The sequence below is a fragment of the Bacillus cereus genome, from assembly GCF_002564555.1.
In the GTDB taxonomy this organism is placed as follows: Bacteria; Bacillota; Bacilli; order Bacillales; family Bacillaceae_G; genus Bacillus_A; species Bacillus_A cereus_K.
The window spans coordinates 36254-52654 of the sequence record NZ_NUVD01000012.1; the positions used below are offsets into that span (position 1 = coordinate 36254).

Genomic DNA, 16401 nt, shown 5'->3' on the forward strand with positions numbered 1-16401 from the left:
AAAGAAAGCATGATTTCCTATTGAAATCATGCTTTTTCTTTATGTATAAATTAAAAATAGTATATAATAATAAGAGTCGTCTTTTAATAGAATGAATACAAAGGAGGGTGTGCAGATGGGAATTAGTAGTCGGTTTACAGTAGGGGTTCATATGCTAACCTTACTTGCGATAGATCGAAACTCTCGCTGTACCTCTGAATGGATTGCTGGTAGTGTGAATACAAATCCAGTTGTGATTCGTCGCATTACAGGAATGTTGAAGAGAGCAGGGCTTGTTGACGTACAGGCCGGTAAAGGTGGTACGACACTCGCTCGTGATTTAGAAGAAATTACATTACTTGATGTATATAAAGCAGTGGAAGTTGTAGAAGAAGGACATCTATTTTCCTTCCATGAAAATCCCAACATTGAATGTCCAGTAGGAGCTAATATTCAATCAGTATTAGAAATTATTTTAATGCAAGCACAAGAAGCAATGGAAAACGTACTTGCAAACGTAACGGTAGACCAATTAGTTACAAATTTAAAGTCTAAAATTAAAGAATAAAAAAGCGAGCTACCTCATGAAGAGGGCTCGCCTTTTTTGTATTCAGAAATATTGAAAATTCTATTTTTCAGTATTTAAAATAAATTTTCCTACAATAGCTGCTACGATACCACCAAGAATTGGGGCAACGATGAATACCCATAGTTGAGAAAGTGCTTCTCCACCAACAAATAAAGCTGGCGCGATACTACGAGCTGGGTTAACAGATGTTCCAGTTAACGGAATGCCTAATAAGTGAATTAATACTAATGTGAAACCAATTACTAGTCCAGCTAAAGAAGAACTTCCTTTTTTACCAGTTACAGCAACGATAACTAAAACAAATACGAAAGTTAAAATGAATTCAACTAGAAATGCTCCAGATAAACCAAGAGTTCCAAAACCATTTTGTCCTAAATTATCTAAAGGTGTTTTCGCAGAGCGTAAAATTGTTACTAACGTTGCAGTTCCTAATAAACCACCTAAAATTTGAGCTAATACATAATAACAAAGTTCCGTAGCGTTCATTCTTTTGTTGATGAACATAGCTACCGATACTGCTGGGTTAATGTGACATCCAGAAACTGTTCCAATGCTATATGCCATAGCTACAATAGATAGACCGAAAGCCATAGCGATTCCTAATGTTCCAATTCCTTCAATTCCGCCGCCGGTGACAGCTACTCCAGTACCGAATAATACAAGTACAAATGTACCAATAAATTCAGCGATTGCTTTTTTTAACATAATTTACCTCCTATTATTGCGCATGAAACGTATTATAACATAGGTTTTAGTGTAAACAGCTAATGAAATACTATTCTGATAATGCGAAATAGGGGGACAATAAAGTGAAACTTTAATCAATGGGGGTCTTACTGCCTGGCGAATAGCGGGATAAAAGAAGAGTATGGCCCTTTGTTATAGAACCATACTCTTTTTTTATGCTGATTTTTTCTGTTTAACGACTGGAGCAGAACGGTTTAAAATACTATTTGCAACCATTCCTAACATAATAATAATCATACCGAGTAGGGAAAGACCACTAGGGAATGAACCATTCAAGAAAATAATTTCACCAAGTACTGTAAAGATCATCGTTCCAGCTTGCGTTGCTTCAACAGCTCCAAGTAAAGCGAGGTTATCTTTTGCTAAATCGGTAGCAAAGAAGAATGTCATCGTTGCAATGACTCCAGAACATAATGCTAACAAAAAACCTTGAAGCATTTGAGTTGATGATGGAATACCAGTAGTGGAAAAGCCGTATATACCAAGTAGAATTGTTATTGGAAGACTTCCAATTGCCATGCCTAATACACGTTGGAACGTATCAAGGCGTCCGCCAACAAGTTCCATCATTTTTCGGTTGCCGAACGGATATAAGAAAGCAGCTAATACGACAGGTAAAAACCCTAAGATGAACTGATTCATTGTAATATGGCTTGCTGCAGTCGCTTGCATACAAATTACACCAAGTAAAATAAATAGTGCAACATATAAACTGCGAAGAGGAATTTTTCCGCGTACAAGTTTCGTACCTGACTTTGTTTCTATTTTAATGAAAAATAGTGGTGATAAAAGTAAACCTGCTAATATCGTAACTTGCCAAGTTCCAGCCACTAGCCAAGCTGGAGAAAAGACAGCTGCAAAACTTAATAAAGAATAGAAACCAATACCCGCAACGGATCCCCATCCGATCCATGCAAATGGATGCCTCTTTAACTCTTCCCATAAAGCTCCTAAGTTTTTGCGAAATAAAACGATAAGGAATAAAATAGGGAGAGCGAATAAAAAGCGGAAGGAAGCTGTCCAAGCCCAGCTTGTTCCAGATACATTCATCGCTCTATTAATAATAAAGGTTGCAGAAAAGAAGGCTGATGATAAAAGGCCTAATAATATTGCGCGCATGAAGTATAACACTCCTTTTGAAATAAAATGATTACGTATAGTATAATATACTTTAAGATAATAAAAGTAAACTATTTTATACTTTAAGGTGGTTTTTATAGATGAAAGAAAATGAGGATATGCAAACAAAAGAAGTCATTCAGCAAGTAGGACAGTTATTGAGACAAATTCGAAATGAACAAAAATTAAGTTTAGAAGAATTAGCCCAAAAAACAGGGGTTAGTAAATTAACATTAGGAAAAATTGAAAGAGGCGAAACGAATCCGACGTTAGCTGTCATTTGGAAAATAACGAAAGGGTTATCAATTCCTTTATCAAGATTAATGGTTTTTGGAGAACCTGTAGCTGTTGCGCGCTGCGGAGAAGGGTTTGCGGTAGATGTAGGACAAGCGTGGCATTTAGAAACGATGTTTCGTTACACGAAAGAAACAGGGATGGAAATGCACCGTGCCTGTTTAAGATCGAATAGTATATACGAACCGGAAGCTCATCATGAAGGTGCTATTGAACTTGTAACAGTAATGAAAGGGAAAGTTTCGATTCAAGTGGAGAATGATGTATATGAATTAAATGAGTTTGACTCCATTCAATTTGAAGCAAATAAGAAACATAGTTATCGAAATAATGAGGATGAAGTGGCGGTACTACATTTAACGATGAAGTATTCTTCATGAAAAAATCACCTATAGAAAAGAACTCTATAGGTGATTTTTTACATGTTGCGCTTAAGTATAGGAATGATGCCATTAGTACGAACGTGGCATAAGTAATAAACAAATAAAATAAACTAAAAACCCCGTCCCAAAACATAAAACAGCAATGAGCCAAAGGATACGAATGAGAGTAGAACTAATATCAAAGTATTCTCCTAAACCACCACATATACCAAATAGCATTTTATCAGTTTCGGATTTACTTAATTTTTTTGACATATGACGATCAACTCCTTTTTATATCAAACTACATATTTCTATTCTATATGGAAATTTATGAGAAGACTATGAGGTTGTATTACATTTTTTTAGGAAACGGTCGTATTTTATTTTTATTTACACCACTTGTGACAGGGACATTTTTACTTTTATTATGTTTACAACTAAGTGGAGCTTAATGAAAGGAATGTAACAATTGTAGGAGTAGCAGTATTATTTGGCAGCGGTGTTATGTTTTTACCGTCTGGAGCACTCCAATCGTTGCCGTCTGTTATGCAATATATATTTGGAAATGGTTTGTTTGTAGGTACAGTTGTAAGTATATTGCTAGAACAAATATGGCGCATTAAAAAGTAAGTGGATAAAATGAGTGCGCGCACTGTATAAAAGTCTAAAATAACATAAGAAATAAAGCCCATTTTCATTCACCACCTGCACATTTCGTTCATACAATATCTTGACTAAATAAACACCCAACTTACACATACACGGCTCTGGCTTAAGCAAGGAGGGTTATACCAGTTGAAGGAAAAAGCGTATCAATCTAAACCGTTACTCACAAAGAGAGAGAGAGAAGTATTTGAATTACTGGTTCAAGATAAAACAACGAAAGAAATCGCAGGTGAACTTTTTATAAGTGAAAAAACAGTACGCAACCACATATCAAATGCAATGCAAAAGCTAGGGGTTAAAGGACGTTCACAAGCAGTTGTTGAGCTTCTTCGTATGGGAGAGCTCGAACTATAAGAAGTAAGCCGACTTTTATGTAAAGAGTCGGCTATTTTTCTGTTTACATTTGAAATGGAAACTGGTATCTCAGACTTCGAAAGAGAAGATATGTGTAATAAAGGAAGAATCCTTTATTACGTGGTTTTGTAAATACTTATCTGACAGTACATATTTAGAGGCGGATAAACCATCAGGTACCATATAATGATTTTGGTAAAATGTTTGAAAAAGCGTTAAAAATAACGGTTTTATAATGTGATGAGGTATTCAAGATAGGTATCTTTATCATTTGTGAATAAGAAGGTGTAAATATGAAATTGTATTTTAAGGATATGGAGATAGGTGAAATTAAAGATGTTTTTGGAGATATGCCATGGATGTACGGAACAATTCGTTTGTACGAGAATAGTAAACCGCTCCAAAACTATTTTCGCGAGATGGTAGACGAAGATAGTGTATTTGATGTTGAAAGCATAGATCCTGAATTTTTAGATGACGAAAATTGGTTTGTTTATGATGAGGTTAATCGGTGGTATTTAGGGATTGATATACCTGCTATTTATATGGAGGATATAACAGTTGCGTGGCGTTGGAGATAAAGGCTATAAAGTTTTGCAAGTGATAGGTGAGCTTCTTCGCACGGGAGAGCTCGAACTATAAGAAGAAAGCCGACTTTTATACAAAAGGTCGGCTGTTTTTCTGTTTGTTTCACGCTCTATATGAATGATAATAATGTCTCATACATAAATAGGTAGTAAGGAGGGGATATGTTGAAAAGGATATTGTTAGTTTCAACAAGTGCTCATGATATGAATGGACACCCGACTGGTTTATGGCTTGAAGAGCTCGCAGCTCCTTATAATCTATTTGAAAAAGCTAAGTTTGATGTTGATATTGTGTCGATAAAGGGCGGTAGAGTGCCTATTGATAGAGTGTCTATTCCGAATGGCATACCTCGTGAATTTAAGTATGTCGCTTCTTTATTGCAAAATACGAAGTCGATCTCAATTGCTCATTTTTCGGATTATGATGCGGTTTTGTTTGGTGGTGGGCACGGGGCAATTGTAGATTTTCCGGGTAATCCGTATGTCGCAAATTTGATTGAGAATATGTATAACAATAACCGGATTGTAGCGGCTGTTTGTCACGGAGTAAGTTCTTTAGTTGGTGTGAAAAATAAGAATGGTTCATTTTTTAGTGCGGGTAAGCGTATAACAGGTTATACAAATGACGAAGAAAAAGCTGTTCATTTAGAAAAGCGAGTTCCATTTTTGCTAGAAAGTAAATTGAAGGAGGAAGGAGCTTTATTTTATGTAGCACCTAATTTTACGCCACATGTTGTAGTAGATGGGCGTTTGATTACAGGGCAGAATCCGCAGTCTAGCGTGGAAATAGGTAAGGCTATAAAAAGAGCTGTAAATAAATTATCGTTCTTTTAATTTTTGCTCATTTTTTCTTATTAATAGGAATGTCTTCTATTCAGAGAAAAGTGACGTAATGAATACGTATTTTATATAGAAGAAACTGACTTTCAAATAGAGGGTCGGCTATTTTTCTGTCTTGCAAATTACGAAAAAAAGGAGCAAAATAAATAAGGTCCTAGTCTATACAGGTACAAATAAAAAATTTCATACAGGAGTATTTTAAGTGAGCGAACTTAAAGTGCGTACAATATACTGATAAACATAAAATAAGATGATGAATGAGAAAACGGGTGATGAAGTTGAATAGAGCAATCGGTGTTATCGATTCAGGAGTTGGCGGTTTAACAGTAGCGAAGGAATTAATTCGTCAGTTGCCGAAAGAGCGTATTATATATTTAGGAGATACAGCACGTTGCCCGTATGGTCCGCGTTCTCGAGAAGAAGTGCGTCAATTTACGTGGGAAATGACAGAGCATTTATTAGATTTAAATATCAAAATGTTAGTTATTGCGTGTAATACAGCAACTGCGGTTGTATTAGAAGAAATGCAGAAACAATTACCGATTCCAGTAGTAGGAGTTATCCATCCAGGGTCACGTACAGCTTTAAAAGTGACAAATACGTACCATGTTGGGATTATTGGAACAATTGGAACGGTGAAAAGTGGTGCATACGAAGAGGCGTTAAAATCTATTAATAACCGTGTTATGGTAGAAAGTTTAGCGTGTCCACCTTTCGTTGAACTTGTGGAGAGTGGGAATTTTGAAAGTGAAATGGCCTATGAAGTTGTAAGAGAAACGTTGCAACCGCTGAAAAAAACTGATATTGATACACTTATTTTAGGGTGTACACATTATCCGATTTTAGGCCCAGTTATTAAAAAGGTAATGGGAGATAAAGTACAATTAATTAGTTCGGGTGATGAAACAGCGCGTGAAGTAAGTACGATTTTATACCATAGTAAAATGTTGAATGAGGGAGAGGAACAAAGCGATCATCTCTTCTTAACAACGGGGAAAATAGGCTTATTTAAAGAAATTGCATCAAAGTGGTTCGGTCAGCCGATTGAAAATGTGAAGCATATCAATTTAGAAACAGAATAATAGTAGACTCATATAAGTGAACTCCTGAGAAATCAGGAGTTTTTTATTTATTAAGAAGCAAGGCTTGTTCTAAAATGTGAAACAGCTCGTATACATAATAGTACAAACTTAGCTTTTAGGGGGGAATGGCATGCCTAAATCCACTTTTAAATGGGTTGTTGGTGCTACTGTGAGCGCTGTTTTACTAACAGGGTGTGGCTTTATGAATCAGGAGAAAGCGACTGAACAAATTGATCCGCCAAAACAAGTTACGTATACAGAGGGTGGAAAGAAAGAAACAGTTAAGAAAGATAAACAAGGGCAAACGGTGAATAGAGAATTATACCTTGTTGATAAAAATGGTTATGTCGTACCACAAACGTTAGCTATACCAGCGCCGAAAGCAAATGAGGTCGTGCGGCAAACATTAGAATACCTTGTGAAAGATGGACCGGTAACGGATTTGTTACCGAATGGGTTCCGTGCGGTCATTCCAGCAAATACAACGATGACTCTTGATTTGAAAAAAGATGGGACGGCAGTTATTGATTTCTCTAAAGAGATGAAAAACTATGCAAAAGAAGAAGAGCGTCAAATTGTTGAATCTATAGCATGGACGTTGACGCAATTTAAAGAGATAAAACAAGTGCAGTTCCAAATAAATGGTGAAAAGTTAGCGAAGATGCCTAATGGTGGTACGCCGCTTGGTGAAGGGGTGAGCCGTGCGAATGGTATTAACTTTGATGATGAACAAGTAGCAGATGTAACGAATACAAAACCAGTTACACTTTATTTTATGGCGCAGAATAATAAACAGCAATATTATGTACCAGTTACGCGCCGCGTTGCAGAAGGGAAAGAAAATGATATTACGACAGTTGTGAATGAACTTGTAAAAGGACCGAATCAAAATTCGCTGTTGAGTGACTTTAATCCAGGGGTCAAACTTATTACGAATCCAAAATTGCAAGACGGGAATATTACCTTAAACTTTAATGAAAATATATTTGCGAATAGAGATAAAAATAAGATTTCAAACTATGTATTGAAATCATTAGTGTTATCGTTAACGGAAAAACAGGGTGTGAAAAATGTTTCTATTGAAGTGAATGGGAAAGCGAATCTTATGGACGAGAAGGGTGAAAAGTTAAAAAAACCTGTTAATCGTCCACAAAACGTGAATACAGGTGGTTTTTAATTGCGAATAATTTGATATACTTAAGTAAGAAAGGGGAATTGCTTTTTGGGTTCTCCTTCTTTTATTGTATACATATCATACATTTAAATTTGGCTATACTAACGAGTAGTAGTTATGAGGAGGTTATTTTATGCGAGTAGATGGTAGAGAGAAAACAGAATTACGCCATATACATATCCATACGAATTATTTAAAACATCCAGAAGGATCAGTATTAATTGAGGTTGGGGATACAAAGGTAATTTGTTCAGCAACAATTGAAGAGCGTGTACCACCGTTTATGCGTGGAGAAGGAAAGGGCTGGGTAACAGCTGAGTATGCGATGATTCCACGCGCGACAGAACAACGTACAATGAGGGAGTCAAGTAAAGGGAAAGTAACAGGACGTACAATGGAAATCCAGCGTTTAATTGGACGAGCATTACGTGCGGTAGTTGACTTAGAAGCACTTGGCGAGAGAACAGTTTGGATTGACTGTGATGTTATTCAAGCAGATGGTGGAACGAGAACGGCTTCTATTACAGGTGCATATGTAGCGATGGTATTAGCGTTTGAGAAGTTATTACAAGCAGGAAAAGTATCTAAAATTCCAGTAAAAGATTATTTAGCAGCAACGTCAGTAGGAATTGTTGAAGAACAAGGTGTTGTTTTAGATTTAAACTATGCCGAAGATTCTAAAGCAGACGTTGATATGAACGTGATTATGACTGGAAAAGGTCAGTTTGTTGAAGTGCAAGGAACGGGAGAAGAAGCGACGTTTAGCAGAGCGCAGTTAAATGAACTACTTGATGCTGCAGAACAAGGCATTTTCCAACTAATTGACATGCAAAAAGAAGCATTAGGTGACATCGTATCTCATATAGAGTAGAGGTGGAAAATATGAAACAAGTTGTTGTAGCGACAAAAAATATGGGGAAAGTGCGTGAATTTGCTGAGTTATTTGAGCGATTTGATTTAGAAGTGAAATCTTTGCACGATTTTCCTCATATTGAAGAAGTCGAAGAAACTGGTGAAACATTTGAAGAAAATGCAATCTTAAAAGCAGATAGTTTGAGTAAACAGTTGGATGCTATCGTAATTGCAGATGATTCAGGTCTGATTGTGGATGCTTTAAATGGAAAACCAGGCGTGTATTCAGCTCGTTTTGCTGGCGAACCGAAAGATGACCAAGCGAATATTGATAAAGTTTTGCAGGAGCTAACTGACATCGACTTTGAAAAACGTAAAGCTCGTTTTTACTGTGCATTAGCAGTTGCATTCCCAGAAGCGGATAAAGAACCGGTAATTGTGAATGGAACGTGTGAAGGATATATTTTAGAACAGCGCCGCGGGGAAAATGGCTTTGGATATGATCCAATTTTTTATGTGGAAGAATATAAAAAAGCGATGGCGGAACTAAGTTCTGATGAGAAAAATGCCATTAGTCACCGAGGGCATGCTCTTCGTAAGTTAGAAGAAAAAATCCCGGAATGGTTTTTAGGAGAATAAGGGAGAGAGATTGATGAAAGCTTTAATCGTAAGCGATAGTCATAGCTCTGTGAAGGAATTACAGCAGTTAAAAGCGAAATATGAAGGGAAAGTAGATGTCATGATTCATTGCGGTGATTCAGAGCTAACACCTGCTCATGAAGAACTGCAAGGTTTCCATGTTGTAAAAGGAAATTGTGATTATGCTAACTTTCAAGATGAAATTGTAACTGATGTAGATGGTGTTCGTTTCGTAGTTGTACACGGACATCGTCATAACGTGAAAATGACATTACAAACATTAGCCTACCGTGCGGAAGAGGTGGGAGCGCAAGTTGCATGCTTCGGACACTCTCACGTATTAGGTGCGGAATTAATCGATGGTGTTTTATTTATTAATCCAGGCAGTGTTTTATTACCACGTCAGCGTGTAGAAAAGACATTTGCCTTATTAGAAATGGATGAAAATCAAATGAAAGTTCGTTTTGAAACATTAGACGGACAGCTAGTTGAGCAAGCAGTTTTTAAAAGAGGATAAGAAAAATTATCCTCTTTTAAAAAAGGTGTTGACTTTATGTATGGTTATACATATAATAAATATTGTCGATAGGGCAACAAGCGCTAACGAAGAAAACAAAATAACATATGCGGGTGTAGTTTAGTGGTAAAACAAGAGCCTTCCAAGCTCTGGTCGAGAGTTCGATTCTCTTCACCCGCTCCATGTCCCAGTAGCTCAGCCGGATAGAGCATACGCCTTCTAAGCGTACGGTCGGGAGTTCGAATCTCTCCTGGGACGCTAACAAAACCTTGTTATCTTTTGATAACAAGGTTTTTTGTTTGTTTAAAAATTGATTTGTGCAAGAGGTGTGAAATTTTTCCGCAGCTCTTTCTAGTTCGCCAGCTATTTTACCGAATTCCGTTAAAACAGTGAACATATTGACGCATACGTTATCAGCAACGAAGACTGGGACGATGCGGACGATCAAAAGAAAGTGCGAGTAATGAACTCTGCGGATCGAACGTTGCGCAATCAATGCAAAGGATATGATATCCCCCATAATGCGATATGCGAATTAAGTGCATATTTAGTAATCGTTTATAACGATACAAACAAAATGCAGCGGCAAGGAATCGCATCGTTTAGTGTAACTGGCTTCGGCGCATTCACATTCAAAGAAGATAACGCTTCTAGTACGATTGGGAAACAGTTATCGGAACTTATCCCTGGCAGTGTGTTACAATTAAACGAAGTGGAAAGCGAGGATCTCCAATTGACTGGACGTGTGATTGGTTGGACAGTTTAAGAAGGTTGTATAAAAAGGGAGATGGCGCAAAGATGGCGAGAGCAAACGAAAATGGTTTAACAGAGAAATTGGCAGAAGGTCAACGAAAATATGGTGACGGCAACTTTACAATACAGAACATCGGTGATGAAACTAACCCGAATTGGACTGTCGTAAAAAATGTGAGGAAGGGATCGGCAGGTATTCGCGAAGAGGAAGATATATTAAGACTGCGATCAAAATATATCAAATAGTGTGGAAATAGGCGGATTGGGAGTTCGAATCTTTCCTGGGATGCTAAAAAACCTTGTTATCTTTTGAGAACAAGGTTTTTTGTTTGCTTTAAATTAGTTATTAATAAACTTTTCAAAAACAAAACCGTAATCTTTCACGTTATATTGCTTTTTCGTATCAACGAGCCAGTTAAAAGCGATCTCGTTCATCTCTTTAAATTGGTCTGCTAAATTTACTTGTGCGTTTGAAATACGGCTGAAAGCGTTAGATGCCATATCTAGACTTTTATGTGCATACTGCAATGTAATATCGTTGTCGTATGAAATTTCTTCGATTTTAAGTAAAGCTTTATATAAATCTTTTAATTCTTCAATATGTTTTTTATGAACATCAATTGAGTAATGCTCATCTCCCATTTGAAACTTAATTTCTACATCTAAATCAATCGTTCCCGCAGTTTCAAGTGCTACGTGTTTAATTGGATATTTACTATAGCTAAAGCGGCGTAGTGTACGCTTTTTACTTGTTGCACTTGTACCATCTAGGTGGATTAATCCTTTGTTTGTGAAGCAATATTCATCTGATTTTGATTTAATTAGAAAATAAATTTTCTCCCCATCTTCATGCATCACATAATCATCAGCATCAACTTTATCATAATCTTTCGGTGTAATAACAGAACCTACATCGCTTAATCCTAAAACATCAGCTGCCATTTTTTTGAACATGCATAGTCCCCCTTGTACATTAAATTCTTAGTCGTACAAAAATATATTAACACGATTTTAAATCAATTTTTGAAATCTTACAATTCTGTAAGGTAACTGTAAGGAAGTTCGATGGTAAGAAATTGCTAATCTTTTATAATTAAGGTAACAACGATAAAACGAGGAGGAAGAAATGATGAAAGGCTTAATCGTAACGGGCTTAACTGTAGCTTTTGGATTTGTAGCGTATGAGAAATTAACGTATGTAGTGGATGTTGTGAAACATTTAATCGCTTAGAGAAAACTGCCATGAGGGGGAAAGGGAATGAGTGAATGAATGGAATGGTTATTCGGAATTATAGGTACTTGTAGTGTAGTTTTATTGTTCTTTGTCCCGAGTGGTATACTGAGTTCGACAACGAGTTTGTTCTTCTTAAGTTTGTTTGCTTGTACGATGCTTATTATTATGTTTTTAATGAAGCGAAGTAAACTTATCTTCTATTTTAGCATGATTGTTATGGCAATTATTGTTCTCCAAATTATTACCCTTGTTATATACCCCACAATTATAAAAGCTTTCTATTAATGATGAATCCTTTGCGCCTGTTGCTGAGGGTTTTTGTTTATGCAATTTTAGTTTTTTAATAAAGATTTGTTCATATTGAAGTATAAAAAGTGAATATTTCTATATTTCAAACAAATGGTTTTAGGATGTTGTGTTCTCATTACGCATTTGATATATTTACTTTGAACATAATTAAAATCAAGAAAAAGAGGCGGACGTATGGATAAAAAAGAAAATACGGTCGTATTGTTTCCGCAACTGTCAGAGCGCTATATTGACGAAGGTTTTTTAGCGCTGAAAGAGCGGAAATTCGAAGATGCATTGCGCTGCTTTGAAATTTTACGTCAGTATAATGCGGAAACGGAACAAACGGAATTAGCTTCCGTTATTTGTTTGCTGGAATTAAAACATATGGAAGAAGCGAAAGATAAGTGTGAACAATTGCTTGATACGGGTGTTGTCTTATTTGGCGATATTCTTGAAACGTATGTAACTATTTTAGTTCAAACAAATGATTATGAAGGTGTTATTGAAACTGTTGAAAAAGTTTTGCAAACGAAAGATATAATGCCTGAGCAAAAGGAAAAATTAGCACAACTTGCTTTATTTGCAGAAGGTATGCTAAATGAGGAAGATATGTCGCTAGTGGATTCAAATTTTGAATTGGATGAGTTTACTAATGAACTTTTTGGAGAAAACTTTGGACAGAAGCTAAGAGCGATTCAACAAATTTCATTAAAAGACTTGGATATCGCATTACCTGTTTTAAAGAAATTTTTAGTAGACGAAAAGCAGCACCCTTATTTGAAAACTTCTATTTTATATAAAATGATAGAAAATCAAATAGAAGAAGAAATAGAAGTAGAAAAGTTTGGAAATACGATTAAGGTGATTCCAGCATTTACAGGTCATAATGAGGAGCAATCCAATAATATTATACATACATTATCAAGCCGATTAGAGCAAAATTATCCCGATATATTTGATGCGATGGTTACATATTGGAAAGAATTGCAAATTAGTGTTTTCCCGTTCCCTCTATTAATGAATAAAGTAGAGATTTGGGCTGCTGTTTTAGAGAGAATTGGAAGAAAGCGTTTCGGATTGGCTATTGATGAAGAAGAACTTATGACAGCATACAATATTGAATTAGAAGAGTTCCATATTTCCTATCAATGGTTATTACGTGTTGAAAGAGAAGGATATTTGCCCGTATAATTATGAAAAAGAATTGTTCAGTTATTGAAACGAGCATATTCTATGTTATAATGTAAGGGTTGCAAAAGGCAGAAATCTGCCTGTTTGTAAGAGAAGAGAAGTGTAATTCTCTTACTTAATATGTTTCATATTATTCTCGAACAAAATATACCGTAATTGTCTTTTAGACAATTAATAGATTGAAACATTATATCTGAAAGCTTTTGCTAGAGGATTATTTGTGCATTTGTTATTTCAAAAAAGAGATAATGAATGTCTTAATCTATAGAGGTATGTGCATACATTATTATAGTTGGAGGGAAAGAATAAATGTCTACAAAATGGGAAAAATTAGAAGGTAACGTTGGCGTTTTAACAATCGAAGTTGATGCTAAAGAAGTAAACAACTCTATCGACGCTGCGTTCAAAAAAGTAGTAAAAACAATTAACGTACCAGGTTTCCGTAAAGGGAAAATGCCTCGTCCGTTATTCGAACAACGCTTTGGTATTGAATCTTTATACCAAGATGCTTTAGATATCATCTTACCAAAAGCATACGGTGAAGCGATTGATGAAGCTGGTATCTTCCCAGTTGATCATCCTGAAATCGACATCACGACGTTCGAAAAAAATGCTAACCTTATCTTCACTGCAAAAGTTACAGTGAAACCTGAAGTTAAATTAGGTGAGTACAAAGGTTTAGCAGTAGAAAAAGTTGAAACAACTGTTACTGACGAAGATGTAGAGAACGAATTAAAATCTTTACAAGAGCGTCAAGCTGAACTAGTTGTTAAAGAAGAAGGCACTGTTGAAAACGGTGATACAGCTGTAATCGACTTCGAAGGTTTCGTTGATGGCGAAGCATTTGAAGGCGGAAAAGGCGAAAACTACTCTCTAGAAATCGGTTCTGGTACATTCATCCCAGGTTTCGAAGAGCAAGTAATGGGTCTTAAATCTGGTGAGTCTAAAGACGTTGAAGTATCATTCCCAGAAGAGTACCATGCTGCTGAATTAGCTGGAAAACCAGCAACATTCAAAGTAACAATTCACGAAATCAAAACAAAAGAACTTCCTGAGTTAAACGACGAGTTCGCTAAAGAAGCAGACGAAGCGGTTGCAACTCTTGATGAATTAAAAGCAAAACTTCGCACAAACTTAGAAGAAGGCAAAAAGCACGAAGCTGAGCACAAAGTACGTGACGAAGTAGTAGAATTAGCTGCTGCTAACGCTGAAATCGACATTCCAGAAGCTATGATCAACACTGAGTTAGATCGTATGGTTCGTGAATTCGAGCAACGTTTAAGCCAACAAGGTATGAACCTTGAGCTTTACTACCAATTCACAGGTACTGACGCTGACAAATTAAAAGAGCAAATGAAAGAGGATGCACAAAAACGTGTAAGAATCAACCTTGTTCTTGAAGCTATCATTGAAGCTGAAAACATCGAAGTTACTGAAGAAGAAGTAACTGCAGAAGTTGAAAAAATGGCTGAAATGTACGGTATGCCAGTAGACGCTATCAAGCAAGCTCTTGGAAGCGTAGACGCTTTATCTGAAGATCTTAAAGTGCGCAAAGCTGTAGACTTCTTAGTAGACAACGCTGCATAATAAAATAACAAGGCGCGATTTTAATCGTGCCTTGTTTTATAAATATAGAAATATATTTATAAAACTTTTCGATGAAGAAGGAAAAGTTCCTTTGCAAGTCGAATATACATATTTCAAAAGTTTTAAAAAATTTTTTATTTGTACATAACTAGTCATATTATTTGTATTCCGCGCCACGTAGTGACATAATATGTATTTACATACGATACATTTATCGTGTACATACGAGGGCAAGAGGTTAGCACTTTGTAAGGGGTGTGAAAATATGTTTAAATTTAATGATGAAAAAGGGCAATTAAAATGTTCTTTCTGTGGTAAAACACAAACGCAAGTTCGAAAGTTAGTGGCAGGTCCAGGTGTTTACATTTGTGACGAGTGTATCGAACTTTGTACTGAAATTGTACAAGAGGAGCTTGCGAAGGACGAAGAAGTAGAATTCAAAGATGTACCGAAACCGGTAGAAATTCGTGAAATCTTAGATGAGTATGTCATCGGACAAGATAATGCGAAAAAAGCACTAGCGGTAGCGGTATATAACCATTACAAACGTATTAATTCTAACAGCAAAATTGATGATGTAGAATTAGCGAAGAGTAATATTTCACTTATTGGGCCAACTGGTAGTGGTAAAACATTATTGGCACAAACATTAGCGCGTATTTTAAATGTTCCATTTGCAATCGCGGACGCAACATCTTTAACAGAAGCTGGATACGTTGGGGAAGATGTAGAAAACATCTTACTGAAATTAATCCAAGCGGCTGATTACGATGTAGAGAAAGCGGAAAAAGGAATCATTTATATTGATGAGATTGATAAAGTGGCACGTAAGTCCGAAAATCCATCAATTACACGTGATGTATCTGGTGAAGGTGTACAGCAGGCACTTCTGAAAATTTTAGAAGGTACTGTAGCAAGCGTTCCACCTCAAGGTGGCCGTAAGCATCCGCATCAAGAGTTTATTCAAATTGATACAACGAACATCCTATTCATTTGTGGTGGAGCGTTTGATGGCATCGAGCCAATTATTAAACGTCGCCTTGGTGAAAAAGTAATTGGATTTGGTTCTGAGAAGAAAAATGCTGATGTAAATGAAAAGCATGTTTTATCTCACGTATTACCAGAGGATCTTTTAAGATTTGGTTTAATCCCAGAGTTTATCGGTCGTCTTCCAGTTATTGCGAACCTAGAGCCACTTGATGAAGATGCTCTTGTTGATATTTTAACGAAACCGAAAAATGCACTTGTTAAGCAATTCCAAAAACTATTGGAGCTTGACGATGTTGAGTTAGAGTTTGAAGAAGGCGCACTAATCGAAATTGCGAAAAAAGCAATTGAACGTAAAACAGGTGCTCGTGGACTTCGTTCTATTATTGAAGGTTTAATGCTGGATGTAATGTTCGAACTTCCATCTCGTAAAGATATCGAGAAGTGTATTCTTACGAAAGAAACAGTAGCTGATAATGAGCCGCCAAAATTGGTGTTACAAGACGGTACTGTACTTGATACAAAAACATCTGCATAATGCGAAGAAGAAACAG

General features: G+C 36.3%; 20 protein-coding genes, 2 tRNA genes and 2 pseudogenes. 20 read left to right on the top strand and 4 right to left on the bottom strand.

Translation table 11 applies throughout. From position 1 onward, the window contains the following. Nucleotides 1-115: 115 nt before the first annotated feature. On the top strand, nt 116-547 hold the full coding sequence (locus COI75_RS05595) for an Rrf2 family transcriptional regulator (protein WP_000512995.1): 432 nt from the start codon (nt 116-118) through the stop codon (nt 545-547). Between the two features lie 60 nt (nt 548-607). Here COI75_RS05595 and COI75_RS05600 read toward each other — a convergent pair whose 3' ends face one another. Continuing rightward, nucleotides 608-1273: an aquaporin gene (locus COI75_RS05600; RefSeq protein WP_000913215.1), complete on the bottom strand. Its 666-nt coding sequence runs from the start codon at nt 1271-1273 to the stop codon at nt 608-610. Between the two features lie 195 nt (nt 1274-1468). Next, nucleotides 1469-2434: a DMT family transporter gene (locus COI75_RS05605; RefSeq protein ID WP_001201641.1), complete on the bottom strand. Its 966-nt coding sequence runs from the start codon at nt 2432-2434 to the stop codon at nt 1469-1471. 101 nt (nt 2435-2535) lie between these two features. On the opposite strand from COI75_RS05605, the gene COI75_RS05610 reads away from it, so the two are divergent. Next, complete coding sequence (locus COI75_RS05610; protein ID WP_000661926.1) at nt 2536-3108, top strand: helix-turn-helix domain-containing protein; 573 nt, start codon at nt 2536-2538, stop codon at nt 3106-3108. A gap of 72 nt (nt 3109-3180) precedes the next feature. Here COI75_RS05610 and COI75_RS05615 read toward each other — a convergent pair whose 3' ends face one another. Beyond that, entirely contained in the window at nt 3181-3366 is a 186-nt protein-coding gene (locus COI75_RS05615; RefSeq protein WP_000038723.1) for a PspC domain-containing protein, read from the bottom strand. Between the two features lie 168 nt (nt 3367-3534). On the opposite strand from COI75_RS05615, the pseudogene COI75_RS05620 reads away from it, so the two are divergent. The 14 genes and pseudogenes from COI75_RS05620 to COI75_RS05690 all read left to right on the top strand — a co-directional run. After that, nucleotides 3535-3723: pseudogene (locus COI75_RS05620) on the top strand (purine/pyrimidine permease); the annotation flags it as partial. 165 nt (nt 3724-3888) lie between these two features. Further along, complete coding sequence (gene gerE / locus COI75_RS05625) at nt 3889-4113, top strand: spore germination transcription factor GerE (RefSeq protein ID WP_000659484.1); 225 nt, start codon at nt 3889-3891, stop codon at nt 4111-4113. A gap of 106 nt (nt 4114-4219) precedes the next feature. Next, nucleotides 4220-4349: pseudogene (locus tag COI75_RS27220) on the top strand (YrhA family protein); the annotation flags it as partial. A 57-nt stretch (nt 4350-4406) separates the two neighbouring features. Then, nucleotides 4407-4694, top strand: coding sequence for a hypothetical protein (locus tag COI75_RS05635; RefSeq protein WP_000780762.1), 288 nt, complete (start codon nt 4407-4409; stop codon nt 4692-4694). A gap of 168 nt (nt 4695-4862) precedes the next feature. After that, nucleotides 4863-5534 carry a type 1 glutamine amidotransferase domain-containing protein gene (locus tag COI75_RS05640; RefSeq protein WP_002095257.1) on the top strand — a complete coding sequence of 224 codons (672 nt, stop codon included), beginning with the start codon at nt 4863-4865 and terminating at the stop codon, nt 5532-5534. Nucleotides 5535-5812: 278 nt separating this feature from the next. Beyond that, nucleotides 5813-6622 (top strand): glutamate racemase, encoded by an 810-nt coding sequence (gene racE, locus COI75_RS05645; protein ID WP_000773998.1) that lies wholly within the window; start codon nt 5813-5815, stop codon nt 6620-6622. Between the two features lie 130 nt (nt 6623-6752). After that, entirely contained in the window at nt 6753-7799 is a 1047-nt protein-coding gene (locus tag COI75_RS05650; RefSeq protein ID WP_098448255.1) for a GerMN domain-containing protein, read from the top strand. Between the two features lie 130 nt (nt 7800-7929). Next, nucleotides 7930-8667 (top strand): ribonuclease PH, encoded by a 738-nt coding sequence (gene rph / locus COI75_RS05655; RefSeq protein ID WP_001261773.1) that lies wholly within the window; start codon nt 7930-7932, stop codon nt 8665-8667. A gap of 11 nt (nt 8668-8678) precedes the next feature. After that, a complete protein-coding gene (locus COI75_RS05660; RefSeq protein ID WP_000815927.1) occupies nt 8679-9287 on the top strand; it encodes an XTP/dITP diphosphatase in 609 nt (202 codons plus the stop codon). 13 nt (nt 9288-9300) lie between these two features. Continuing rightward, the gene (locus tag COI75_RS05665; RefSeq protein WP_000645485.1) at nt 9301-9804 is read left to right on the top strand and encodes a metallophosphoesterase; all 504 of its coding nucleotides are present in this window, start codon (nt 9301-9303) and stop codon (nt 9802-9804) included. Between the two features lie 109 nt (nt 9805-9913). Then, nucleotides 9914-9987, top strand: a tRNA-Gly gene (locus tag COI75_RS05675). Between the two features lies 1 nt (nt 9988). Further along, nucleotides 9989-10062: transfer RNA gene (locus COI75_RS05680), tRNA-Arg, on the top strand. Between the two features lie 205 nt (nt 10063-10267). Further along, nucleotides 10268-10570, top strand: a complete 303-nt coding sequence (locus COI75_RS05685; protein WP_001083254.1) for a hypothetical protein — start codon at nt 10268-10270, stop codon at nt 10568-10570. 32 nt (nt 10571-10602) lie between these two features. Beyond that, complete coding sequence (locus COI75_RS05690; protein ID WP_000090086.1) at nt 10603-10803, top strand: hypothetical protein; 201 nt, start codon at nt 10603-10605, stop codon at nt 10801-10803. Between the two features lie 93 nt (nt 10804-10896). Here the strand turns inward: COI75_RS05690 and COI75_RS05695 are convergent, their stop codons facing one another. After that, entirely contained in the window at nt 10897-11511 is a 615-nt protein-coding gene (locus tag COI75_RS05695; RefSeq protein WP_000473864.1) for a PH domain-containing protein, read from the bottom strand. 316 nt (nt 11512-11827) lie between these two features. Here COI75_RS05695 and COI75_RS05705 point away from each other — a divergent pair, with 316 nt between their 5' ends. The 4 genes from COI75_RS05705 (at nt 11828) to clpX (ending at nt 16385) form a co-directional block, all read left to right on the top strand. Then, a complete protein-coding gene (locus COI75_RS05705) occupies nt 11828-12076 on the top strand; it encodes a hypothetical protein (protein ID WP_000455031.1) in 249 nt (82 codons plus the stop codon). A 198-nt stretch (nt 12077-12274) separates the two neighbouring features. After that, a complete protein-coding gene (locus COI75_RS05710) occupies nt 12275-13273 on the top strand; it encodes a hypothetical protein (RefSeq protein ID WP_000358258.1) in 999 nt (332 codons plus the stop codon). 309 nt (nt 13274-13582) lie between these two features. Further along, nucleotides 13583-14860 (top strand): trigger factor, encoded by a 1278-nt coding sequence (gene tig, locus COI75_RS05715; RefSeq protein ID WP_000105213.1) that lies wholly within the window; start codon nt 13583-13585, stop codon nt 14858-14860. Nucleotides 14861-15125: 265 nt separating this feature from the next. Then, nucleotides 15126-16385: an ATP-dependent protease ATP-binding subunit ClpX gene (gene clpX, locus COI75_RS05720; RefSeq protein WP_000472286.1), complete on the top strand. Its 1260-nt coding sequence runs from the start codon at nt 15126-15128 to the stop codon at nt 16383-16385. Nucleotides 16386-16401: the final 16 nt, after the last annotated feature.